The organism is Finegoldia magna (assembly GCF_002243175.1).
Taxonomy (GTDB): Bacteria; Bacillota; Clostridia; order Tissierellales; family Peptoniphilaceae; genus Finegoldia; species Finegoldia magna_J.
The window spans coordinates 33,547-58,694 of the sequence record NZ_NDYF01000010.1; the positions used below are offsets into that span (position 1 = coordinate 33,547).

Annotated in this window: 24 protein-coding genes and 1 other RNA gene; 3 read left to right on the forward strand and 22 right to left on the reverse strand. The window is 29.1% G+C overall.

The window, feature by feature from the left end:
* Window positions 1–21: 21 nt before the first annotated feature.
* The 16 genes from B9N53_RS03375 to ruvC form a co-directional block, all read right to left on the reverse strand.
* Window positions 22–1,362 carry an MATE family efflux transporter gene (locus B9N53_RS03375; RefSeq protein ID WP_094203680.1) on the reverse strand — a complete coding sequence of 447 codons (1,341 nt, stop codon included), beginning with the start codon at window positions 1,360–1,362 and terminating at the stop codon, window positions 22–24.
* Window positions 1,363–1,375: 13 nt separating this feature from the next.
* A complete protein-coding gene (gene hslO / locus B9N53_RS03380) occupies window positions 1,376–2,254 on the reverse strand; it encodes an Hsp33 family molecular chaperone HslO (RefSeq protein WP_094203681.1) in 879 nt (292 codons plus the stop codon).
* A 51-nt stretch (window positions 2,255–2,305) separates the two neighbouring features.
* Window positions 2,306–2,509 (reverse strand): cold-shock protein, encoded by a 204-nt coding sequence (locus B9N53_RS03385; protein WP_094203682.1) that lies wholly within the window; start codon window positions 2,507–2,509, stop codon window positions 2,306–2,308.
* 88 nt (window positions 2,510–2,597) lie between these two features.
* Entirely contained in the window at window positions 2,598–3,314 is a 717-nt protein-coding gene (locus B9N53_RS03390) for a class I SAM-dependent DNA methyltransferase (RefSeq protein WP_094203683.1), read from the reverse strand.
* On the reverse strand, window positions 3,307–3,828 hold the full coding sequence (hpt, locus tag B9N53_RS03395; RefSeq protein WP_094203684.1) for a hypoxanthine phosphoribosyltransferase: 522 nt from the start codon (window positions 3,826–3,828) through the stop codon (window positions 3,307–3,309). The genes B9N53_RS03390 and hpt overlap by 8 nt, the downstream gene beginning before the upstream one ends.
* 143 nt (window positions 3,829–3,971) lie before the next feature.
* Window positions 3,972–6,590 (reverse strand): valine--tRNA ligase, encoded by a 2,619-nt coding sequence (locus tag B9N53_RS03405; RefSeq protein ID WP_094203685.1) that lies wholly within the window; start codon window positions 6,588–6,590, stop codon window positions 3,972–3,974.
* 14 nt (window positions 6,591–6,604) lie between these two features.
* Window positions 6,605–7,213, reverse strand: a complete 609-nt coding sequence (locus tag B9N53_RS03410; RefSeq protein ID WP_094203686.1) for an MBL fold metallo-hydrolase — start codon at window positions 7,211–7,213, stop codon at window positions 6,605–6,607.
* Window positions 7,213–7,659 carry a D-aminoacyl-tRNA deacylase gene (gene dtd / locus B9N53_RS03415; RefSeq protein WP_094203687.1) on the reverse strand — a complete coding sequence of 149 codons (447 nt, stop codon included), beginning with the start codon at window positions 7,657–7,659 and terminating at the stop codon, window positions 7,213–7,215. Before dtd ends, B9N53_RS03410 begins: the two co-directional genes overlap by 1 nt.
* Window positions 7,659–9,830: a RelA/SpoT family protein gene (locus B9N53_RS03420; protein ID WP_094203688.1), complete on the reverse strand. Its 2,172-nt coding sequence runs from the start codon at window positions 9,828–9,830 to the stop codon at window positions 7,659–7,661. The genes dtd and B9N53_RS03420 overlap by 1 nt, the downstream gene beginning before the upstream one ends.
* A gap of 64 nt (window positions 9,831–9,894) precedes the next feature.
* Window positions 9,895–11,637, reverse strand: a complete 1,743-nt coding sequence (gene recJ, locus B9N53_RS03425; protein ID WP_094203689.1) for a single-stranded-DNA-specific exonuclease RecJ — start codon at window positions 11,635–11,637, stop codon at window positions 9,895–9,897.
* 65 nt (window positions 11,638–11,702) lie between these two features.
* Window positions 11,703–12,011 carry a preprotein translocase subunit YajC gene (yajC, locus tag B9N53_RS03430; RefSeq protein WP_094203690.1) on the reverse strand — a complete coding sequence of 103 codons (309 nt, stop codon included), beginning with the start codon at window positions 12,009–12,011 and terminating at the stop codon, window positions 11,703–11,705.
* Window positions 12,012–12,034: 23 nt separating this feature from the next.
* Entirely contained in the window at window positions 12,035–13,174 is a 1,140-nt protein-coding gene (tgt, locus tag B9N53_RS03435; RefSeq protein ID WP_035109520.1) for a tRNA guanosine(34) transglycosylase Tgt, read from the reverse strand.
* On the reverse strand, window positions 13,167–14,204 hold the full coding sequence (gene queA / locus B9N53_RS03440) for a tRNA preQ1(34) S-adenosylmethionine ribosyltransferase-isomerase QueA (RefSeq protein WP_094203691.1): 1,038 nt from the start codon (window positions 14,202–14,204) through the stop codon (window positions 13,167–13,169). The genes tgt and queA overlap by 8 nt, the downstream gene beginning before the upstream one ends.
* A 9-nt stretch (window positions 14,205–14,213) precedes the next feature.
* On the reverse strand, window positions 14,214–15,221 hold the full coding sequence (gene ruvB, locus B9N53_RS03445; RefSeq protein ID WP_002836491.1) for a Holliday junction branch migration DNA helicase RuvB: 1,008 nt from the start codon (window positions 15,219–15,221) through the stop codon (window positions 14,214–14,216).
* Window positions 15,222–15,229: 8 nt separating this feature from the next.
* Window positions 15,230–15,826, reverse strand: a complete 597-nt coding sequence (ruvA, locus tag B9N53_RS03450) for a Holliday junction branch migration protein RuvA (RefSeq protein ID WP_094203692.1) — start codon at window positions 15,824–15,826, stop codon at window positions 15,230–15,232.
* Between the two features lie 8 nt (window positions 15,827–15,834).
* The gene (gene ruvC, locus B9N53_RS03455) at window positions 15,835–16,329 is read right to left on the reverse strand and encodes a crossover junction endodeoxyribonuclease RuvC (RefSeq protein ID WP_094203693.1); all 495 of its coding nucleotides are present in this window, start codon (window positions 16,327–16,329) and stop codon (window positions 15,835–15,837) included.
* Between the two features lie 116 nt (window positions 16,330–16,445).
* Between ruvC and ymfI the strand changes: the two genes are divergently transcribed.
* Genes ymfI through B9N53_RS03470 form a run of 3 tightly spaced genes read left to right on the forward strand, consistent with a single transcriptional unit; the run spans window position 16,446 to window position 19,234 of the window.
* Window positions 16,446–17,183, forward strand: a complete 738-nt coding sequence (gene ymfI, locus B9N53_RS03460) for an elongation factor P 5-aminopentanone reductase (protein ID WP_002836494.1) — start codon at window positions 16,446–16,448, stop codon at window positions 17,181–17,183.
* The gene (locus B9N53_RS03465; RefSeq protein WP_094203694.1) at window positions 17,176–17,895 is read left to right on the forward strand and encodes a response regulator transcription factor; all 720 of its coding nucleotides are present in this window, start codon (window positions 17,176–17,178) and stop codon (window positions 17,893–17,895) included. Before ymfI ends, B9N53_RS03465 begins: the two co-directional genes overlap by 8 nt.
* Window positions 17,885–19,234, forward strand: coding sequence for a sensor histidine kinase (locus B9N53_RS03470; RefSeq protein WP_094203695.1), 1,350 nt, complete (start codon window positions 17,885–17,887; stop codon window positions 19,232–19,234). The genes B9N53_RS03465 and B9N53_RS03470 overlap by 11 nt, the downstream gene beginning before the upstream one ends.
* A 35-nt stretch (window positions 19,235–19,269) precedes the next feature.
* On the opposite strand, the gene rnpB is transcribed toward B9N53_RS03470, so the two are convergent.
* The 6 genes from rnpB to B9N53_RS03500 all read right to left on the reverse strand — a co-directional run bounded on the left by rnpB (window position 19,270) and on the right by B9N53_RS03500 (window position 25,092).
* Window positions 19,270–19,599, reverse strand: an RNA gene (rnpB, locus tag B9N53_RS03475) — RNase P RNA component class A.
* 19 nt (window positions 19,600–19,618) lie between these two features.
* Window positions 19,619–20,398: a Nif3-like dinuclear metal center hexameric protein gene (locus tag B9N53_RS03480; protein ID WP_094203696.1), complete on the reverse strand. Its 780-nt coding sequence runs from the start codon at window positions 20,396–20,398 to the stop codon at window positions 19,619–19,621.
* Window positions 20,388–21,080 carry a tRNA (adenine(22)-N(1))-methyltransferase gene (locus B9N53_RS03485; protein ID WP_094203697.1) on the reverse strand — a complete coding sequence of 231 codons (693 nt, stop codon included), beginning with the start codon at window positions 21,078–21,080 and terminating at the stop codon, window positions 20,388–20,390. The genes B9N53_RS03480 and B9N53_RS03485 overlap by 11 nt, the downstream gene beginning before the upstream one ends.
* Window position 21,081: 1 nt before the next feature.
* The gene (gene rpoD / locus B9N53_RS03490) at window positions 21,082–22,251 is read right to left on the reverse strand and encodes an RNA polymerase sigma factor RpoD (RefSeq protein ID WP_094203698.1); all 1,170 of its coding nucleotides are present in this window, start codon (window positions 22,249–22,251) and stop codon (window positions 21,082–21,084) included.
* An 18-nt stretch (window positions 22,252–22,269) separates the two neighbouring features.
* Window positions 22,270–24,066, reverse strand: coding sequence for a DNA primase (gene dnaG / locus B9N53_RS03495; RefSeq protein WP_094203699.1), 1,797 nt, complete (start codon window positions 24,064–24,066; stop codon window positions 22,270–22,272).
* A gap of 15 nt (window positions 24,067–24,081) precedes the next feature.
* On the reverse strand, window positions 24,082–25,092 hold the full coding sequence (locus tag B9N53_RS03500; RefSeq protein WP_094203700.1) for a deoxyguanosinetriphosphate triphosphohydrolase: 1,011 nt from the start codon (window positions 25,090–25,092) through the stop codon (window positions 24,082–24,084).
* Window positions 25,093–25,148 lie beyond the last annotated feature (56 nt).

The following is a 25,148-nucleotide window of genomic DNA, read 5'->3' on the forward strand; positions in this document are numbered from 1 at the left end:
ATGATATCAATCCTTGTTTTTTTAATCCAATAAATATTTTAATTTATTTTTGTGCACTTTTCTGTAAAATAAAATAAACAAGCTAATTCCCTTACATATAACAAGTGAAGATATAATTACCCATATCCACTCTATTCTCAAGTTATTATACATAACCAAAAGCGACAATGGAATTCTGATGAAATTAAATATAATTCCATTTATTGAAGGATACTTTGTTAATGAAATTCCATTCAAAAATCCTGTAGTAGCTATTTCTACACACATGAATATTTCAGAGATTGACAAAATTCTTAAATATACTACCCCTATATTTAACGTATTAGGATCATCTGGAATAAATAGCTTAAATAATTGAGGTGCAAAAGTAAATAAAAATATAGTAGTAAATATTCCTATACCAATACATATTTTCATTCCTTTTTTATAACCTTCCATTACTCTAGAATAGTTTTTTGCTCCATTATTCTGAGCAATGAAAGTAGATAATGCAACACTGAATCCACCAACTGTTAACCAAGTTATAGATTCTATTTGATTGCCTATTTTTTGTGCCGCTATAGCTTCTTTTCCCCAATGAGCTATAATAGCAGCCATTATTATAGAAAACGTCGCAAAAAGGCATTCTTGAAGAGCTATAGGAAATCCTAAATCAAAAAGTCTTTTTGCATAAATTAAATGCATTTTTTCCTTCAAATATTTAAAATATTCAAATCTAACTATCATAAACATAATACATGCAGACATTTGAGCAATAAAAGTTGCAAGAGCAGCGCCTTTTATACCCATTGGATTTATAAATCCAAATCCAAATATCAAAACAGGGTCTAATACTATATTAATTCCCAAAGCAATTGTGTTTATTATAAAAGGAATTTTGCTTTCCCCTTGTCCATTTAATATTCCAGTTAGAACTGGATTTATAAAGTTAAAAAATATTGAAGCTACAAAGAATCCGTAATATTCAAAAGCTAGTTTTGTAACAGATTCGTCTAAATTAAAGAAATGTATTATTTGTACTTTAAATAAAATCATTAAGGAAATAAATACAAATCCAACTATTAAGGCAAATTTTATAGCATTAGATATGTATTTTTGTGCAGAATCCATATCTTTCTTACCAATGCTATCTGCTACAGATATTTGTACACCTACACTAAGCATCATACATATTGCATAACTTAACCATCCAAAAAACCCTACAGTTCCAGCTGCGGCCACTGATTCAATAGAGAGTCTTCCCAACCAAAATAAGTCCATCAAATTATAACTCATCTGTATAAAAGACGTTGCCATAATTGGTAATGATAGGCTTATTAATTCCTTATAAATATTACCTTCAGTAAGATTTCTAGTTTTCAATTAACACCATCCTCTATATATTATCTCTTAACTCTATTAAGTCCTCTTTAGTAAAATTATATTTTTCATGACAAAAATCACATACTAATTCAGCCTTGCCATCTTCTTCTATCAATTCATTTAATGTTTCTCTTCCCAATGAAATCAAAGATCTTTCAACTCTATCTCTAGTGCAATCACATAAATATTTCACTTCTTTTTCACCCAATAATTTTAACTCAAAGTCTGCAAAAAATTTATTTAAAACGTCAAATGGATTTTCATGATTTACAAATAGAGAAGAAATTGGTGGAAATTTATTGATATCTTTTTCCAATTTATCAATTAATGATTCATCGTATCCTGGTAATGCTTGAATAAATAAGCCCCCAGCACTTTTAATTGATAAATCAGTATCTACCAATACACCCAAAGCGACAACAGTTGGTCTTTGATCTGATTGATAGAAGTAATTGCTAAAATCTTCAGCTACCTCACCACTTACTAGACTAGTTTGACCTATGTAAGGTTCTTTTAATTTCAAATCTTTTATTACTGTAAGAAGACCATCATTACCTACAAAATTACCAACATCCAATTTTTTATTAGATTTTGGAGGTAAATCAACTTCTGGATGACTTACATAACTTTTTACCTCTCCTCTACCGTTTACTGTAGATATTAACATTCCTCCATATCCGTTTCCTTGCAAATTTAATGTAATATTATGTTTGTCATTTTTTAATTCGTGACTCATAATTGAAGCCATTGTACTCAATCTTCCCAACGCAGCAGATGCTGTTGCTGATGTATTATGAATATCTCTAACCGATTGTACTAATTCCGTGGAATCAACAATTATAAATCTAAATGATTCTGTGGAATCGGTAGCAATATATAATTTATTTATCATATAACCTCCAAATAAAAAACCCCTAGAAAGGGGCATATTAATAATATTTTATTATAATTTTTTTACATTACAAGCTTGAAGACCTCTAGGTCCTTCGGCAATATCAAATTCAACTTCTTGATTTTCGTCTAATTTTCTATACTCGCCGTTGTCTTCTAATGCAGTATAATGAACAAATACATCTCCTTGATCTTCTGTTGAGATAAATCCGAAGCCTTTTGTTGCATTAAACCATTTTACAGTTCCTTTTGTCATATTTCCTCCAATAATTTAGCGTAGTTTTCATTTACTATACTAATATAACATACAAAATAAAAATATACAACGAAATAATTGTTATAACCTAATAACATATAAATAATGCACGTTGTGTATAATCCTCTAGAGATTTTCCTGTATCAAAATCTATTATTTTTACAGCATTAAATCCACTATTGTACAACATAAATCTTATTGCGTCCAGGCTATAAACTTTTTCTGTTTGAGTTTCCCTAATTCTTTGATAAGAATTATCTTCATTTTTTACAAAAAAATCAATATAAAAATCTATCAAGTTATCTTCTTCGTAATATTGATTAACCCAAGTATAAAAAATATCATCATATTCATACACAAAGTGATTATTACCCATAACTTCTATTAGCTTATAAGGAGTGTTTACATCAAACATAAACACTCCTTTACAATTTTCATTAATATTTGAGAACAAATTCTGTAGTTTTTCTGAGTCTAGAATATAATTTATTGTATCTAGAGTAGAAAAAATAAAATCATAATTTTCTGTTAATTGTAATTGACGCAAATCTTCATTAATCAAAGTTATATTATGAAATTTATCTGCACAAATTTCTAACATATCTTTACTAAGATCTACTCCAGTATAATTAATTGAAGAGTTATAGAAGTATTTTGTCATATTTCCACTACCAATACCTAACTCGAGAATGGATTTTGGTTTTATGGCTAATCTTATTAATTCTTTTTTGATAACATCAGAATATTTTTCGTAATCAATATCAAAAGTCAATTTATCGTAAATATATGCAAATTCTTTATACATCTTTATTCCAAATAAAAATATAAGGTATATTTCGGTATGATGATTTATAGTTCAGACCATATCCAACTATAAAGACATCATCGATTTCAAAACCAACATAATCAGCGTTATATTCAACTTGTCTTCTGCTTGGCTTATCAAGCAACACACATGTTTTAACACTTTTTGGATTTTTTTGTTTAATATATTCCAAAGTATTTACAATTGTATTTCCAGAATCAATAATGTCATCAACTATTAACACATCATAGTTTTCTAAATTTTCTCTTACATCAGTAAGAATTTTTACTTTACCTGTTGATTTTTCAGCGTCTTCATAAGAAGATGTAGTCATAAAATCAATACAAATTGGAATATCTATTTGTCTAACCAAATCAGACATGAACATAAAACTTCCTCTAAGAAGAGATACTACACATAAATTTTTATCTTTGTAATCTTTGGTAATTTGAGCACCTAATTCTTTAACTTTTTCTTTAATTTGTTGTTCACTTAATAATATTTCTTCTTTCATCATTCACCCCTGTATTAGAATTAATTACATCCTCATCTATCTTTTTTCGATCTTCTTTAATGATACTAAAATTTTATTTAAAGTATATTGTACGCTGATCAAAACCATAATCAAAACAAAATCAAATATGATTTCGAATTTCATTACATATTTTCCTTAATAGAGCTAATTGAATTATTAATATCGTCGATTAAATGTGAATATTTTTTGACTTTTTCTTTTTCTTTTTCTACAAGAGCTTCAGGAGCACCTTTTAAGAATCCTTCATTTTTTAGTTTTGATTCTGCTCTCTTTAATTCCGATTTAGCAGTATTTAATTCTTTTTCTAGTCTTTCCAGTTCTTTAGAATAATCGATTAAATCATTCAAAGGAATAATAATTTTATAAGAATCTTTAACAATTACTATATTATTATCTTCTGATATATCTTCGTTAACCTTATATTCGTTAATAGAAACACTTGATCTAAATAGTGACTCTAGTTGTTTAAAATCTTCTTCCAAGTTTTTATCAGAAGTCAATATATATACATCAGATTGCTTTTTAGGTGCAATATTCATTTCTTGTCTAGAATTTCTAATACTAATTACAGATTCAACTAACTTGTCAATAATTTGTTCTTCGTTTTTATATGACTTTGTTTCAGAATATTTTGGCCATGTTTCATTAATCAACATATCATTTTTATTAGGAAGATAGCTATAAATTTCTTCTGTGATATATGGCATGAATGGATGTAATAATTTTATTACATTAGTCAATGTATAAATCAAAACTGAGATTGCAGATTCTTTTAAATTAGAATCATCTCCATAAAGTCTTGGTTTAACTAGTTCAATGTACCAATCGCAGAATACATTCCAAGTAAAATCATATATTTTTTCAGCTGCGATGCCAATTTCGTATTTATTTAAATTTGTAGATACTTCATCAATTACATCATTTAAGCTAGATATAATCCACTTGTCTTCAATTTGTAATTCGACATCATCTATATTTTTGACATCATTATCTACATTCATGAAAACAAATCTGGATGCGTTCCATAATTTATTACAGAAATTTCTATTAGCTTCTACTTTTTCCATGTAGAATCTTGAATCATTTCCAGGAGTGTTACCGGTAATTAATGCAAATCTTAAAGCATCCGCTCCGTATTGATCGATAACTTCTATCGGATCAATACCATTTCCCAAAGATTTTGACATTTTTCTTCCTTGAGAGTCTTTAACTAATCCTGTCAAGTAGACATCTTTGAAAGGAACTTCTCCCAAATTATAAAGTGAAGAGAATACCATCCTAATTACCCAGAAAAAAATAATATCGTATCCTGTTACTAACACATTTGTAGGGAAGAAATATTTCAAATCTTCTGTTTCGTTTGGCCAACCTAATGTTGAAAATGGCCATAAAGCAGATGAGAACCATGTATCCAAAGTATCTGGATCTTGAGTGTATTTTTCAGGATCTGGATTTTTTCTTGCAACTACAACTTCACCAGTTTCATTATGATAATAAACTGGAAGTCTGTGTCCCCACCATAATTGACGAGAAATACACCAATCTTTTATGTTTTCTAACCAATTTACATAAACTTTTTCAAATCTTTTTGGAATAAATATAATTTCTTCATTTTTATAAGCGTCTAAAGCTAATTTTGCTAGTTTATCCATCTTGACAAACCATTGTTTACTGATTAATGGTTCGACAGTCGTATGACATCTTTCACAATGACCTACAGCATGTTCGTGTTCTTTTACTGAATCTAATTGTCCGATTTGTTCCAAATCTTCGATAATTAATTTTCTTGCTTCATATCTGTCTAATCCAGAATATTTTCCATATCCTTCAACAATTTTTGCGTTCTCATCAATTACGATGCATTGTCCTAAATCATGTCTTGCACCTACTTCAAAGTCATTAGGATCATGTGAAGGAGTTATCTTAACTATTCCAGTTCCAAATCCCATATCAACATAGCTATCAGCAATAACTTTAATTTCTCTATTAACCAATGGTAATATCAAAGTTTTTCCAACGATATCAGTGTATCTTTCATCATCTGGATTAACAGCAACTGCCAAATCACCTAATAATGTTTCCGGTCTAGTAGTAGCAATTACAATGTAATCATCAGAGTCTTTAAATTTATATCTAATATTCCAAAAATGTCCCGATTCATCTTCGTGAACTACTTCTATATCACTTATTGCAGTATGACAATTTGGACACCAATTTACAATTCTATCTCCTTGGTAAATCAAATCATCATTGTACATTTTTATGAACACTTCTTCTACTGCTTCTGTTAAATTGTCATCAAGAGTAAAAGCTTCCCTACTCCAATCACAAGATACACCTAATTTTTTTAATTGATTTTTGATATTTCCACCGTATTCACGTGTCCAGTCCCAAGATGCTTTCAAAAATCCATCTCTACCTAAAGATTCTTTTGATTTCCCTTCTTCTTTTAATTTACTTACAACTTTTGCTTCTGTTGCAATACTAGCATGGTCTGTCCCTGGAACCCAAAGAGCACTATATCCATCCATTCTATTTTTTCTAATTAAAATATCTTGTATAGTGTTATTTAACGCATGACCAAGGTGTAAATTCCCAGTTACATTTGGTGGTGGCATTACGATTGTAAATGGTTTTTTATCTTTATCAATAACGCCTTTGAAGTAACCTTCATTTTCCCAAATTTTATATATTTTATCTTCAAATTCTTTTGGATTGTAATTTTTTTCTAAATTCTTCATAATTCTCCTAAATTTTATTTAAAATATGGATTGTATTTCTTTTCATCACCCATATTGGTTTCTGGGCCGTGTCCAGGATAAACTTTTATATCATTATTTAAAAGCTTTAACTTTTCAACACTGTTTTTTATACCTTCAAAACTTGCAGTCGGTAAATCGTATCTACCTATTGAATTCTTGAACAACATATCTCCTGAAAACATTACGTCTTTGTAAATATAGCAGCTAGAACCATAAGTATGCCCTGGAGTTTCTAGGACTGATATTTTAGAATCATTAAACTCAATCGTATCTCCTTCTTTTACATAATGATCTGCAATTAAAGTAATTGGATTACCAACTTTTCTTGTATAATTTTTTTCAGGATCTTCAAGTAAATCTTTCTCTTTTTCTGGAGCATAAATAACAGTATTTAGCTTATTTTTTAATTCTTCAGCTGCAAATATATGATCAAAATGGCCATGTGTAATTAATATAAATTGTATTTCTAAATTACGATTTTTGATATATTCACAAATATCATCAGCTTGTGCACCTGGATCCACAACAAAACATTTATTATCTTCCGATAAAATGTACATGTTTTCTCCATATTTTGTAGTAACTATTTTGTCTATTGTCATTATTCACTCCTACTATCTATAATTATCGTAACTGGTCCATCATTTGTAAGCGATACCTTCATATCAGCTCCAAATTCACCAGTTTGAAAAGGTACATTTTCTTTTTTTAACTTCTCAATAAACTTTTCGTATAAATCTCTGGCAAATTCACCTTTGGCACATTTATCAAATGATGGTCTATTCCCTTTTCTAGTACTTGCATACAGTGTAAACTGAGAGACCAGTAAAATTTCATAATTTAAATCTTTGATTGAAAGATTAAGCTTATCGTCATTATCAGAAAATATTCTTAAATTAACAAGTTTTCTGATGCAATAATCAATATCCTGTTCATTATCTTCTCTATGAATTCCTAGTAGTACTAAAAAACCATCTTTAATTTCACTTTTTGTTATACCATCTATATCCACTTTTGCTTTATTAACTCTTTGAACTAATAATTTCATTATGAATTCACCCTAAAAACGTCAATAGTTCCTTTAATATTTTTAATTCTAGCAATTACTGTATCGATTTGAGAACTAGAGCTGATTTCTAATATTATATTAATCGTTACCGTTTTATCTTTATTTGTTCTTGTATTAAATGTTTTAATGTTTAATTTACATTCACTTATAACTTTAGTTATATCAGCAAGATAACCGACATTACTAAAAGATATTATTTGAAGTTCAACTTGATAATTATGATTGATTAAATTACTTCCCCATCTAACTGTGATTAATCTATCTTTGTCATTGACAGATTTTACATTGGAACAATCTCTTCTATGAACACTAATTCCTCTACCTCTAGTAATGTATCCGACTATTTCGTCACCAGGAATTGGGTTGCAACATTTAGCAAGTTTTATCTCTACATTGTCAATTCCATCAATTACTACTCCACTTTCTTTTGGCTCTTCATTAACAAAATCGACATGATTTGGTTTATTGACAACTTGGTCTGTTTCATAATAGTCTTTGTGATATTCCTTTAGCTTAGGAATAATTTGTGTAACCCTTGTAGAACCATAACCAATAGCTGCGTACAAATCATCAATAGATGAAAAACTCAATTTACTTGCAATTTCTTCAAGCCATTCTCTTTTTAGTAATTCGTTGAAACTATAGCCAATTTTTGCAACTTCTTTTTCAAGCATATCTCTTCCAGAAACAATATTTTCAGTTCTTTGTTCTTTTTTAAACCACTGTTTGATTTTTGTTTTTGCTTGAGAAGATTTTACGATTTTAAGCCAGTCTTTTGAAGGGCCTGAATTTGGGTTTGTAAGGATTTCAACCACATTTCCTGTTTTTAATTTGTATGTTAAAGGTACAATTTTTCCGTCTACATTTGCACCAACACATTTGTTTCCTACTGCAGAGTGAACTTTATAAGCAAAATCAATCGGTGTTGAACCAGATGGCAAATCCATTACATCGCCTTTTGGTGAGTAAACAAAAACTTCATCATTGGCAAATTCTTCTTTGAATAAATCCATGAATTCTTTTGAATCAGTATAATCTTTTTGCCAATCCATGATTTCTCTAAGCCATGCTAATTTGCTATCATATTTCGATTTTTTATTAGTTGTGCCTTCCTTGTACTTCCAATGCGCAGCGATACCATATTCAGAAGTTTTATGCATTTCCCAAGTTCTTATTTGTATCTCATAAGTTCTTCCGTCATGAGCTAATATTGTAGTGTGTAAAGATTGGTACATATTAGGTTTTGGAGTTGCAATATAATCTTTGAAAGTATTAGGTATTGGCCTGAAAAATCTATGAGCAATTCCCAAAACATCATAGCATTCACTTTCTTTGTTGACTATAACTCTGATGGCTGATAAATCTTTGATTTCTTCAAAAGCCAAATGTTTTTTGTACATTTTTTTATATATTGAAAAAACACTTTTTGGTCTTCCAAAAATCTCTGCTTTTATATTATATTTTTCAAGTTCATCTTGGAATTGTCTTATAATGTTTTGTATTTGGAATTCTCTTTGTTGTCTAGTTTCGTTTATTTTATTTACAATATCTTGGTAAATATTTGGTTCCAAATACTTTAAGCTTAAATCTTCTAATTCCCATTTAATTGTAGACATACCAAGTCTATGAGCAAGTGGTGCATAAATTTCTAAAACTTCATTGGCTTTTTCAATCTGTTTTTCACGAGTCATATATTCAAGAGTTCTCATATTGTGAAGTCTGTCAGACAATTTGATTATTATAACTCTGATGTCTTTGGCCATTGCCAATATCATTTTCTTTAAATTTTCTGCTTGATTATCTTTTTTTGTTTTAAATTTAATTTGTTTTAATTTTGTAACACCATCGACCAGGTCAGCTATTTCTTTACTAAACAAATATTCTAAATCTTCGTAAGTAATTTCTGTATCCTCTACGACATCATGAAATAGTCCTGCTATGATAGTTGCATCATCCATATTCAAAGAAGCCAAAATTTTTGCTACAGCCATTGGATGAATTGCATAAGGCTCACCAGAATTTCTAAACTGTCCCTCATGAGCTCTAACCATGTAGCCATATGCTCTAGTTATCTCATCTACATCAGTATTTGGATTATACGATTTTATAGATTTTATCAAACTTTGTAAATCCGATTGTTCATAATGCATAAAGCTACCTCCTAATAATTAATTTGTTATAATTATACCATAACATGAGCATTATTGTTAACATTTATCTTAAATCAATTAAATTTAATTGAATATTCTTAACATTATTAAAATCATTTATTTCAGGATAGTATATAATATCGATTTTTGCATTACAAGCAATACTATTTTCAAGTTGACTCATTACATTTTCACCGAATTTTTCTAATAAATAATTATATTTATCTATAGCTTCTGAAAACAAAATTGCATCAATTGTTTTATTATTTTTGAGTAACTTCAACTTCAAAACATTCTTATTTTTTCCTATGATCTTTGCAAAAATAATTTCCAAGTCTCTATCTCCCAAAATGGGTCTAGGGTTAGCTTTTCCAAATGGACGCAAACGATCGATTTCTTCAATCAAATCAAAATCTATCTTGTTGGCAAAAAAACTTGAATCAATCAGAATTTTTTTTACAAGATCTTCTTCTGTTAGTCTGCTATTTTGATTAACTTTAGTCCTAAACTCATCTAATTTATCCTCTTCAATTGATAATCCACATGCCATAGGATGCCCACCAAATGATACAAACATTTCTCTAAACTCATCAAATTCTTTGAATATATCATACTCAGAAATACTTCTTCCAGAGCCTTTTAGAACATTTTCATTTTCAGATTTTGTTAATATTAAAGTCGGTTTATTGTATTTTTCTTTGATTCTTCCAGCTATGATTCCACAGACACTTTCATGAATCCCTTCAACATTACAAATCAATATATCATCGTTTATAAGTCCTGTGTTTTCAATTATTTCAACAGCTTTATTAAATCCTTCTTCTGTTAGTTTTTTTCTTTTTTCATTGAGATCAACTAAGATTTTAGCGTAAGCTTCCACATTATCCATATTTTCATCACGAAATAGTTCAACGCCTAATTTTGCAGTATCTAATCTTCCAGCAGCATTGATACATGGACCAATTATAAATCCTAGACTGTAAACATTTACTCCATTTCTAATTCCAGTCATCTCAATTAAGCATTTTAAACCGTAATTATCAGTATTATTAATTTCTTGTAATCCTTTAGTAACAAAATATCTGTTCTCGTCTTTTAAATCGACGATATCACAAACAGTTCCCATTGCAACATATTGAAGTAAATTTTCACATTCTAACATGCCATATCCTTTTTTGACATTAATAGCCTGAATTAACTTATAACAAACCCCTGCGCCACATAAACTTTTAAATGGATACTTGCAAGATTGTTGCTGTGGGTTAATAACTGCGTCAGCATTTGGAATAATTTCTTTTCCATCATGTTTTATTGTTTGATGATGATCCGTTACAATTATCTTTAATCCATTTTGTTTGGCATATTCACATTGTTCTATAGCGCTTATACCATTGTCACATGTTATTATCAAATCTATATTATCTTCGATACATTTGTCTATTATATTAAAAGAAATCCCATATCCATCAGTCATTCTATTAGGAATATCATAAGACAGTTTATCTGTAAAATATCCAAGACCATCAAGTAAAGTCATCGTCGACGAATTTCCATCTTGATCATAATCTCCAACTATTCTTATGTTTTGATCATTTTCAATAGCATTTATAATTATATCTACTGCTCTATCCATATCTTTCATTAAAAAAGGATCATGATATGAATTTTCGGCATTTGGATTTAAAAAAATTTGGAAATCTGTTATGTTTCTATTTAATAAAATCTTTGCTATTAATGGATGAATATTATATCGTTGTGATACCTCGCTAAAATTATTGCCTCTATTATTTATTAACCATTTATTCATTCATTATCTCCAAATAAAAAATGGATTTATAGCTCAAATTTTAAGTTTGAGCTATAAATCAATTTCTATTTTTCTTCATTATCTTCTTGTTTGTTTTCTGTTACTTTTGCTGCCTTTACATTAGATGCAATAGCATTTTTAACAAATTCAAGTCTTGTTTTTTGTGATGCAGTTTCTAAAATAACACTATCATCAGTTACAGAAACTATTGTTCCTTTAACTCCACCAATTGTAATTACTTCGTCTCCAACTTTTATAGCGTTTCTCATATCCATTAATTGTTTTTGTTGTTTTTGTTGTGGACGAATCATTAAAAAATACATTACAGCAAAAAGTGCAATCAAAGGCAATAATGATGCTAACATTTTTGGCATAATAATCCTCCTTAAATATTTACTTATTTAATATTATCACATTTTTGATGATAATCATAACCATAATTTCTATAGAATTCATCTTTGAATTCTAAGTATCTATCTTCTTCTATAGATTTTCTGATATTTTCCATCAATTTTATCAAAAATCTCAAATTATGAATAGACAATAATCTTGCTCCCAATATTTCATCTACATTCAGCAAATGTCTAATATATGCTCTAGTATGATTTTTACAAGCATAGCAATCGCAATTTTCATCAAGTGGCGAAAAATCATCTTTGTATTTTGCGTTTTTTACTACTAATTTACCTTTAGATGTTAACGCTGTACCATTACGGGCAATTCTTGTTGGAAGTACACAGTCACACATATCAACACCATGTTCTACCGCTTCGAATAAATAATCCGGTGTACCAACACCCATTAAATATCTTGGTTTATTTTCAGGCATAAAATCAGTTGTAAAATCTAATAAATCAATCATCAAATCTCTAGGTTCGCCAACGGATAATCCACCTATAGCATACCCTGGCAAATCAAAATCAATAGTATTCTTAGCAGAATATTCTCTTAAATCTTTGTACATACCACCTTGAATAATCCCAAATAGATTTTGCTTATCAGTGTTTTTATGATAATCTTTACATCTTTTAAGCCATCTTAGTGTTCTTTTCATCGAGTCTTCTGTGTATTCATAACTTGCTGGATAAGGAACACATTCATCAAAAGCCATCATTATATCGGATCCCAAATCATTTTGAATTTCCATTGATTTTTCAGGAGATATAAAATGTTTTGATCCATCAATATGGCTTCTAAATTGTACTCCTTCTTCAGTAATTTTTCTTGTCTTACTTAAACTAAAAACTTGAAACCCACCACTATCTGTTAAAATCGGTTTGTCCCAATTCATAAATTTATGAAGTCCATCTGCTTTTCTAATAATTTCTTGACCTGGTTTTAAGTATAAATGGTATGTGTTTGATAAAATTATTTGAGATCCAATAGACTTTAGTTCGTCATTGTTCATAGCTTTAACTGTAGCTCTTGTTCCTACAGGCATAAACACAGGTGTTTTGATAACACCATGATTTGTTTCTATTGTTCCTGTTCTAGCTTTGCATTGAGAAGACTTTTTCTCTAGTGTAAATTTAAACATTCCTTCCTCCATTTATAAACATAGCATCTCCAAAACTAAAAAATCTAAAATCATTTTGTTTCGCTTTTTCATAAGCATCAAAAATGTATTCTTTCTTAGAAAAAGCACTTACCAACATCATTAAAGTAGATTTAGGTAAATGGAAGTTAGTGATTAAGCTATCAACGATATTAAATTCAAATCCCGGATAGATAAAAATATCTGTCCAGCCACTTTCAGCTACTAGTTTTGAATTATTATTGTGCGTAACTGTTTCTAAGGTTCTTACGCTTGTAGTCCCTACCGCTATAATGTTATGTCCTTTACTTTTTTGTCGATTAATAATATCAACGGTTTCTTGGCTTATAGTATAATATTCTGAATGCATGTGATGATCCTTAACATCATCAACTTTAACCGGTCTAAATGTTCCTAATCCTACATGTAATGTTAAGAATACTACATAAATTCCTTTTTCTTTGATTTTTTCTAAAAGTTCATTTGTAAAATGAAGACCTGCCGTAGGTGCTGCTGCACTTCCTTTGTGTTTTGAATAAACAGTTTGGTATCTTTCCTTATCATTCAATTTTTCTTTTATATATGGAGGAAGTGGCATATTCCCAAGTTCATCCAATCGTTCTTCAAAAATTCCTTCATAATCGAATTTTAAAATTCTAGATCCATCTTCTGTAATGTCTACGACTTTTGCGCTTACTTTATCAGAAAATTCTATTACTTGATCTAATTTCATTTTCTTTCCAGGTTTTACCAAACATTCCCACTTATCTTCTGTTTGTTGTAGAAGTAAAACCTCAATTTTTTCTTCTTTTCCTGGTCTGTGTCCAAAAAGTCTAGCAGGAATAACTCTTGTGTTATTACATACTAAAACATCACCAGGGTTTAAGTAATCTATAATATTATAAAACTTTTTTATTTCTGTACTTCCGTTAAATCTATCCATAACTATTAGCTTAGATTCATCTCGTTTATCTAATGGAGTTTGTGCGATAAATTTTTCATCTAACTCGTAATCAAAATCATCTGTATTCATCTTATAAAATCACCTCTTTCGAACTATATTAAAATGCTTATACGCTTTATCTGTGACAATTCTTCCTCTTGAAGTTCTATTGATAAATCCTATTTGCAACAAATAAGGTTCATAAACATCTTCAATGGTAATTCTTTCTTCCCCAGTGGCCGCTGCAATTGTATCAACACCAACAGGTCCACCATCAAAATTATTAATCATTGTCATTATTATTTTTCTATCAACATAATCTAGTCCACATTTATCAACTTCTAGCAAATTTAAACCACGATTACTTATTTCCTTTGTAATAGTTCCGTCTGCTCTAACTTCTGCGTAATCTCTAACTCTTTTTAATAATCTATTGGCAATTCTTGGAGTTCCTCTACTTCGTCTTGCTATTTCCATAGCACCTTCTTCATCAATTCCTATTCCCAAAACTCCAGCAGATCTAGTAACTATTTTCTTCAAACTTTCGATATCGTATAGCTCTAAGTTTAATAAAACACCAAATCTATCGCGTAGCGGTCCTGTTAATTGACCAGACCTTGTAGTAGCACCAATAAGTGTAAATTTTTCCAAATCTATTCTTAAACTTCTTGCAGAAGGTCCTTTTCCAACTATAATATCCAAAGCATAATCTTCCATTGCAGGATACAATATTTCTTCAACAGAACGATTAATTCTGTGTATTTCATCTATAAACAAGACATCATCTTTTTGTAAATTTGTAAGAATACTTGCTAAATCAGAAGGCTTTTCTATTGCAGGTCCACTAGTAACTCTTAGATTAACTCCCATTTCATTAGCAATAATGTGTGCTAGAGTTGTTTTACCTAATCCTGGTGGCCCATATAATAAAGCGTGATCCAATGGTTCGTTTCTATTCTTTGCAGCTTCAATAAAAATTGACAATTTCTTTTTGACTTTATCTTGACCGATATAATCGCTCATCCATTTTGGTCTTAAATTAAAGTCGATATCTTCGTCAGTTTTTGTAAAAGATGCACCAACAATTCTATCGTTCTTATCTTCCATTTTCTCACCTACCTACTACTATCCAAGCTCTTCATAGCTTTTTTCATTATATCTTCAATTGATAATCCAGAAATATCAGTGTTTTCGATAAACGCATCTACATCATTTTTGAAATAACCAAGTTGTAACAATGCTTCTCTTGCAAATTCTGAATCACTAGATTTTTTAACCTCTTTTGTAACAGGTTTTTCTGACGGTACGAAATCTTTTTCGATTTTTTCTTTTAGCTCTAGAATAATCCTTGATGCGGTTTTTTTGCCAACGCCTGGTGCTTGTGTCAGAAGTTTAATATCGTCAGTAATAATAGCAGTCTTGCATTCATCAACAGTCATAGTTGATAGTATATTCATTGCATATTTCGGCCCAATCGATGTTACATCTGTTAATAAATTAAATAAATCTCTTTCTTTTTGAGATGAGAATCCGTACAAAATACTTGCATCTTCTCTTTCAACAAATTCAGTATATACTTTATATTCATCAAATGCACTGACATTATCCCTAAAAAAATCAGTTATGAATATTTTATAACCTATTTTGTTATTTTCTAATACTATGTAATTTTCATGAACTTCTGTAATAACTCCAATAATATACGAATACATATTATCTCCTATTTCATTTCATTTAAATATTTAAATTTACTTCCAAAAATATGACACAAAGCCACAGCTACAGCATCTGCAGCATCATCAGGTTTAGGTATATCGTTAAATTTTAAAATTGTTTTGACAATTTCTTGTACTTGCCTTTTATCCGCTCTTCCATATCCTACAACTGCTTGTTTAATTTGAAGAGGTGTATATTCGTAAAGATTTAAATTCTTATTGATACAGCTTAGAATTTCTACTCCTCTTGCTTGAGAGACCGTTATTGCTGTCTTTACGTTTTTATTGAAAAACAATTCTTCAAATGCACAATCTTCCGGTTGAAATTCATCGATAATTTTGTTCATTTCATTGTAAATAAATGATAATCTGTCAGGTAATGGTGATTTTGAACTTGTTGTGATGCAACCATATTCAAGACATTTTATTTTGTTATTATCATAATCCAATATAGAATATCCAACGATTGCTATACCAGGATCAATTCCTAAAACTCTCACTTATTATCAAATCCTATACTCAAATATATTTTAACATGTTTTAATATTATATCATAAACATTTTGACTTGTTAATTTGCCTATATGTTATAATATAATCAGTTACGAGGAGAAAAAATGAAGACAATTTTAATAACTGGTGCTAGCGGTGGTATTGGAGAAGGAATTTGTAAAATGTTAGAAAATCATCCAGAATACAGAATCGTGGTGCACTATTTTAATAATGAAGAAAAAGCAAAACAAATCGTTGAAAATATTAGAAATAAAGGCATAGATGCAATAGCTTATAAGTGTGATTTAAGAAAATTTGATGAGTGTGAAAAAATGTTCGAATTCATCAGAAATAAATTTAGATGTGTTGACATATTGATTAACAACGCTGGAATATCTATTGTTAACCAATTTCAAGATATAAAGGTTGATGATTGGTATAATATGTTCGATGTTAATGTTCATGGAACATATCACATGTCTAAATTAGCATTAGAAGATATGTTAGATAATAAGGAAGGAAATATTATTAATATTTCTTCAATTTGGGGAATGATTGGTGGTTCGATGGAATCTTGTTACTCCGCAACAAAAGCTGCAATAATAGGTCTTACAAAATCTTTAGCTAAGGAATTTGGATATAGTAACATTAAAATAAATGCAATCGCACCCGGAGCTATAGATACCCCTATGTTAGACAATATCTCAAGGGATGATTTAGATTACGTGATAGAAGACACTCCTATGGGAAGACTTGGAACACCTGAAGATATTGCAAATCTTGTAGAATTTTTAATATCAGATAAAAATTCATTTATGACTGGACAAATATTAAGTCCAAATGGAGGTTTTGTAATTGTTTAAAGAAAATTTGACCGGTATAAAAGTTTTAATTATTGAAGATGAGAAAAACATATCAAACGCAGAAAAAAAATACTTAGAAGTTGAAGGATTTGAAGTTGATCAAGCATTTGATGGACAAGAAGCAATTGATATGATTAATACAACTGATTATTCATTAATTATTTTAGACTTAATGTTGCCAAAAGTCAGTGGTGAAAAAGTAATGGAAATAATTAGATCAAGAACTGAAACTCCAGTAATAATGGTTACAGCTAAAATAGATGAATCTGAAATATTAGAAGGTTTAAAACTTGGAGCTGACGATTATATTACTAAACCATTCAGTTTAAAAATCTTAGTCCAAAAAGTAAAAACTATTCTCAGAAGAGTTGAAAAACTAGGTCTTCCAAAATCAGAAAAAATTTATTTTGATAATGGACGTGTAAGTATTTCTTTTGATGATAACACATTTATCAAAGATGGAGAAAGTATAAATCTCACTAGCAATGAATTTCAAATAATCAAAACTTTATTTTCTAATCCTAACAAAATTTTTACGAGAGATGAAATTATAGAATTATCTTTTGGTTATGATTATGAGGCATTTGATAGAGCTATAGATACTCACATTAAAAATATTAGACATAAAATTGAAGATAATCCAAAAAAACCTCGTTATATTAAAACAATTTATGGCGTCGGCTATAAGTTAGGTGTATACGATGAAGCTTAAGTCGGAAATATTATATGAGTTTTTAAGAGCTATTATATTTCCTATCATGTTATTGTCATTAATTGCAGTATTCATTTTTCAATTATCGTTCAGAAATTTTGTTAACAATGAAGAACTAAATAGACAAAATAAAATTGAACAGCTTACTAAAAACTTATTTCTAGATCAGCAGCGAGGACTTAGTATAAAAAGCATTGATAAGTACATGTGGTATTTGAGCGAATTAGATCTTGATGTTATCTTTTATGATAATAACGATAAGGAATTATATTCTTTTAAAGAAGGTTTTGAACTTGCTAAGAAAACTTCACTGTATAACACCGTAGTCAGAGATGTCTATGATGAAAATAACAAAAAGTTAGGTCATATCAAATATATTTATAGGATTAATAATAATTTCAAACAAAGAGGAGAATTATTTATAACAAACTTGTTAAGATTAATAATTTTATCCACATTTTTATCATACTTTACAAGTTTGATAATATCAATTTTCCTTTCAAGAAAGGTAACTAACCCTATTGAAGAGTTAACTCAAGCTACAGTCAATATAAGAAAGCAAAACTATATTCTACCAACTATAAAAAGCAATATAGTTGAAGTAAATCAATTATCACAAAATATTAATTACATGGCAAATTCTTTAAAATCTCAGGAATTTAATAGAAAACAATATGCACAAAATATTAGCCATGAATTAAGGACTCCATTGACTAACTTGAGAGTAAATTTGGAATTGATTCAAGACGGAATTATGGAGCCTAATGAAGAAAATGTAAGTACTCTTCTTGTAGAAATTGATAGATTGACTAGCTTAATTAATCAGCTTAATAATACATTTAAAAAATCAACTCCAGAAACTATATATAATCCTACTGATTTTAATTTATCTGAATTTTTAAATGAAATATTTAAATCTATGAAAACTCAATATGATAAGGCTGGAATATTATTCGATATGGAAATTTCTGAGGATTTGGATATTCATACTGACAAAGAAAAGTTAGCTAATATTATCATTAACTTATTATCTAACGCACTTAAAGCTTGTCAGAAAAATGATTCAGTATTATTAAGAGCTAGACATATCAATAGAAAAATTGTCATCTCCGTAAAAGATACCGGAATAGGTATTAGCGAAGAAAATAAGCCGAAAATTTTCGAAAGATTTTACAGAGTTGATGATTGCAGAAACACAAAAGAAAATGGTTACGGACTAGGTCTATCAATCGTTAAAAACTACGCTGATATTATCGATGCTGATATATCAGTTAATTCAAAACTAAACTTAGGTACAGTAATGATGATTTCTTTTAATGATGATATAATTGTAAAATAAAAAAAGATTGGTAACAGTATTGCTACCAATCTTTTTTTATGACCAAATCTATAAGCCGTGTTCTGTATTTGATAATCATCTATCTAGACTAATTGTTACCAATTAGTTCAAGCAATCTACCTACCGGAGACGACGAGCAGCCGTCTTTAATCCTATTTGATTTTGCACTGAATGGGGTTTACATAGCCATAAAGTCACCTTTATGCTGGTAGGCTCTTACCCTACCTTTCCACCCTTACCATTAAATGGCGGTATATCTCTGTTGCACTAGCCTTAGGGTCGCCCCCACTGGACGTTATCCAGCATCCTCGCTCTATAGTGCACGGACTTTCCTCATGAATTCATGCGATTATCTGATTTAGTCACCATAACATTATAACACAATTAGAAAATTTTTCTAGTTGGTTTTTCTAAATAATTAACATCAATTTTTATTTCTGGAAAAGATTTTTTAATAGTTTGTCTTATAGGTTCAAGAATGAATTTTTCTGATTCATAGTGGCCAATATCTATTAGTACAAGATTATTATCTTGTGCATCTATCTGTTCATCATATTTAAATTCAGAAGATACAAATACATCACAATTATTATCAATACAATTTTGAATGAAGTGTCCACCACTTCCACCTAATACCGCTATTCTTTTAATCTTTCGATTTGTATTACCGTAAACAATTACATTTTCAAGATTTAATTTGTTTTTTAAATCATAAATAAAATCCTCGGCAAAAATCTCATCAATATCAGCATATTTCCCATATCCTGTATTATTTTTATGAGAATCTAAGATTTTCGTATTAATCAAACGCAATTGTTTAGCTAACGCATCACTGACTCCAAATTCGACACTATCTAAATTAGTATGCGATGAATAAATGCAAATATCATTTCTTATCGCACTAATTAATCGTGTATTTACACTATTATCTTGTTCTATAATATTTTTTAATGGATGAAAAATGACTGGATGATGTGTAAATATCAAATCATACTTCTCTTTAATAGCTCTATTCAAACAATTATTGTCAAGATCTAGTGAAATCAAAATCTTTTTTATTTCTTTATCTAAATTACCAAATTGTAGTCCACTATTATCAAAGTCTTCTTGAAGTTCTAATGGAACTAATTTTTCATACCAATTTATAAAATCTTTAAGCTTCAATTTTAATCAACACTTTCTCAAGTTCTTGTATTTCTTCATTGATATTATCAACAGCATTTTTAACATTGTCAGATTCTTTTTCTGAAATATTCGATAATATTGTTTTCTTATTTTCTATCAGTTGTTTTATATATTGCTTCAAATTTTCAGATTTATTATCTATTAAAAATTTTCCAAATTCATACTCATATTCATTTAAGAATAATTGTTTACCGACTTTAATTTTTAATATTTGATAATATTTGTCATTTTCAAATAAATCAACTTCTTCGATAATTTCAAACGAATTATCATGTAAAAATTTTCTTAATATTGAAAGCGAATTATTTGCTCCCAAGATTAAGCAATTTGCACTTTTAGCTACATCGATATTTTTTCCCAGAATATCAGCGATTAAATTTCCTCCCATTCCTGAAATTATTATCGTGTCAACTTGATATTCATTCAAATCATCCAAACCATCAGATACATTTAGTATTATTTTTTCCGGTTCATCAAGATAATCTAATTTTTCTCTTAATTTATCTAATGATTTTTCGCTAATATCCGATGCGATCACTTTCTTTGCTTTATTTGACTTTATTAATTCATACGGAACAATTCCATGATCTGTTCCTATATCTGCAACTATTGAATTATCATCTACTAAGTTAATTATTTCTTCAAGCCTAAGTTTTTTCATTTTATTCCAAAAAATCCTTTAATTTTTGACTTCTAGATGGATGTTTTAATTTTCTCAAAGCTTTTGCTTCTATTTGTCTAATTCTTTCTCTAGTGACATCAAAGTCCTTGCCAACCTCTTCAAGTGTTCTAGGAGTACCATCAACAAGTCCAAATCTTAATGCTAATACTTTTCTTTCTCTTTCATTTAAAGTGTTTAAAATGCCTTCTAATTCTTCTCTAAGCATTGTAAAGTTTGCAGCTTCATCTGGAGCAATTGCAGTGTCATCCTCAATAAAATCTCCTAAATGACTGTCCTCTTCTTCACCAATAGGTGTTTCCAAACTTACAGGTTCTTGAGCAATTTTTCTGACTTCTCTAACCTTTTCTACTTCAATTCCCATTTCTTTTGCTATTTCTTCATTTGTAGGGTCTCTTCCCAAATCTTGTAATAATTGTCTTTCAATTCTAACAAGTCTATTAATAGTTTCCACCATGTGTACAGGAATTCTTATTGTTCTAGCTTGGTCAGCAATTGCTCTTGTAATAGCTTGTCTGATCCACCAAGTAGCGTATGTTGAGAATTTGAATCCTCTTGTATAGTCAAATTTATCAACTGCTTTCATAAGACCAAGATTACCTTCTTGAATCAAATCCAAAAAGCTCATTCCACGTCCAACGTATCTTTTAGCAATACTTACAACCAAACGTAAGTTTGCTTCTGCTAATTTTTTCTTAGCTCTCTTAGAGCCATTTTCCATTTCTTGTGCTAATTGGACTTCTTCTTCAGCTGATAACAAAGGAATTTTTCCGATTTCTTTTAAATACATTTTTACTGGGTCGTCAACGTTAATTCCTTTAATATCAGAAACATCTTCGATGATTTTTTTGTCATCTTTAATATCGTCATCGTCTTCATCATCAATAGATTCGTCATCTTCGATATCGTCATTGTCATCATCCTTTGAAGATGATTTCTTTTCTATTTCATCATTACTTTCAAAAATTTCAATATTATTTTCAATTAACAAATTTCTTATATCTTCTATATCATCTTCATCAAGGCAAGAAATATCATCAATATTTTTGAAGTCTTTGATAGTTACTATGCCATCATTCTCATTACCTATCTCTATTAATTGGTTTAATGCATCTTTTTTTATTTTTTCAACATCCAAGTTTTCTTCTGACATAAAAAAACTCCTTTCTGACTATTTGTACTCTTTAATTTGTCTATTAATTTCTAAGATTTTATTCAAAATTTCATTGTATTCTTTATTAATCTTTTCATTAAATTCTACTGATTGCATTAGATCTAGCTGAGATTTAATATTATCTTTTTCTTGAGTCATTAGGTATTTTTTAATCTCCAATACGACTCTACCAATATTATTAATATTAATTGAATATCTAGATTTCTGATATAAATAATCGATAGTTCGATCCATTTGAATATCATTTTTGAAATAATCTCTAGCCGCTTTTTCATCAATTTGATTTTCATTATTTTTAGAATAATAAAAATCTACAAACTCCATAAAATTATTATAAGAACTGATTTTAGTTTTGAATTTTGAGAATTCTTCTTTTAAATCATAGTATATATCTTTATGAAAACAAGCAATTGTCATTATATCAATTGCAGTTATTTTTTCTTGATTATTAATACTATCTTTTTCTGTATTTTGATTATCTTCAGTTCTCTCATTATGAAAATTCACGTTAGGCTTAGTTTCTTTCAGCTTATTATAGACATCTTTTTTCAAACTCACATATTCTATGTTTAAATCATCAGAAAATTTCTTAATATATTCATCCCTAATGACTTCCCTATCTAATTTTGATAATAAAGTTGTCAAATCATCTATAAGTTGTATTTTTTCTTTTACATCATTAATATCGTATTTTTGAAGTATTTTTTTATATTCATAAATAACACTATCCATTGCGTTATCTATTAACCTATTAAAACTTTCATTTCCGTATTGTTTAATATAATCATCAGGATCCATATTATCAGGTATTACAATAATGTTAGGACTAATATCCTGCTCTTTAAATATTTCTATAGCACGTGATGTTGCGTTTTGACCTGCTGAGTCACCATCATAACATATATAAATATTTTTACAATATCTTTTGATTAATTTTGCTTGATCATGTGTTAGAGAAGTACCCAATGAAGCAATAGCATAGTCAAATCCATAATTTGTCAATGAGATAACATCCATATATCCTTCAACCAGTATGATTTTCCCAACTTTAGTAGAATTTTTTAAATTAGAAACTCCATAAACATTCTTACTCTTATCGTAAGCTAAGCTCTGAGGAGAGTTCATATATTTTGCCCTCGCTTCTGCAAGAGCCCTTCCTCCAAAACCGATAACGTTGCCTCTTATATCTATAATTGGGAACATTAACCTATTTCGAAACTTATCATATATATTTCCTTTATCATCCTGATTTATGAGGCCAACTTCTATTATATCATCTTTTTGATATCCTTTTTGTAGTAAATGACGATAAAGACTATTTTTCCCATCAGCATAACCGATTATAAACTTATTAATCAAATTATTATTGAGATTTCTTTTTTTTATATATTCCTTTGGAATGTCGTTTATCAATAAATTTTTGTAATAAAATAATTTGGCTTCATTATTAATTTCAAATAATTTTTTTCGGTGTTCGTATTTTTCTTTATTGACTTCATTTGTTTCGACTAAAATACCCAACTTATCTGCCAAAAATTTAATAGCTTCAGGATATGATAAGCCCTCTTTTTGCATTATAAAAGAAATAACATCGCCACCAACACCACAACCAAAGCAATGAAAAATTCCTTTTGATGGAGATACGCTAAAAGACGGTGTCTTCTCATTGTGAAATGGACATAACCCAACATAATTAGAGCCAGCCCTTTTCAATTCAACATAATCTCCAATTACAGAAACTATGTCAGCAACACTTTTTATCTCATCAATTTTATCTTGTGGTATAAATCCCATCTTATCATCCCATCTTTATATGCTCCAAGAATCTGGTATGAAAATTTCCTTAAAAGTTCTTCTTGCAAATGAATCAGTCATACCAGCAATATAGTCTGTAACTATATCATCTTCAGTTTTATCTTGTAACTCAATATTATTATAAATATCTGTATGTGATTTTGGTAATCTACTAATATCTTCTAAATAGTAGCTGTATAAATTACTTAGTACGTATTCTACTTTTTTATCATCTTTTCTTACAATATCATTAAAATAAACATTGTTAAACATAAATGAACGCAATTCTTCCATTAGTTTATAAGTTTTATCAGACATTTCAATGTGATTCTTTCCAAAACTATTATCAACCAAATCATTAACCAGGAAATTAATTCTTTTTGACCCTCTATCTCCTAGTTCATCTGTAATTTCTACTGGTAGATCACTATTTTTTATAATATTTGATCTAATCGAATCATCAATATCGTGATTAATATAAGCAATTCTATCGGAAAATTTGATAATTTGCCCTTCTAATGTATTTGCCTTATTGCTACCTGAATGATTCACTATTCCATCTAGTGTTTGTTTCGTTAGATTAAGACCTATTCTAGAACTTGAATGTTCTAAATATTGGACAACATTAATGGATTGTTTATAGTGTTTGAATCCTTTTGGATTGAGTTTATCTAAAATCTTTTCACCAACATGCCCAAAAGGTGTATGTCCCAAATCATGTCCCAAGCCTATTGCTTCCACTAAATCTTCATTTAAACGCAAACACCTTGCAATAGTCCTAGCTATTTGGGTAACCTCTAGTGTATGTGTTAACCTCGTTCTATAATGGTCTTTTTCAGGATTTAAGTATACTTGTGTCTTATGCTTAAGTCTTCTAAAAGATTTTGAGTGAATAATTCTATCTCTGTCAATTTGAAACGGATTTCTTAAATTATCATTTGGTTCAAAATTAATTCTTTCAGCTTCATTTGATTTTGTGGCAAATTCACTATAACAATTTTCATATAATTTAAAATCTACATTCATACTAAATCACACCCTAATCTATATGTTTTATATACCCCAAAACACGGTGTATAATT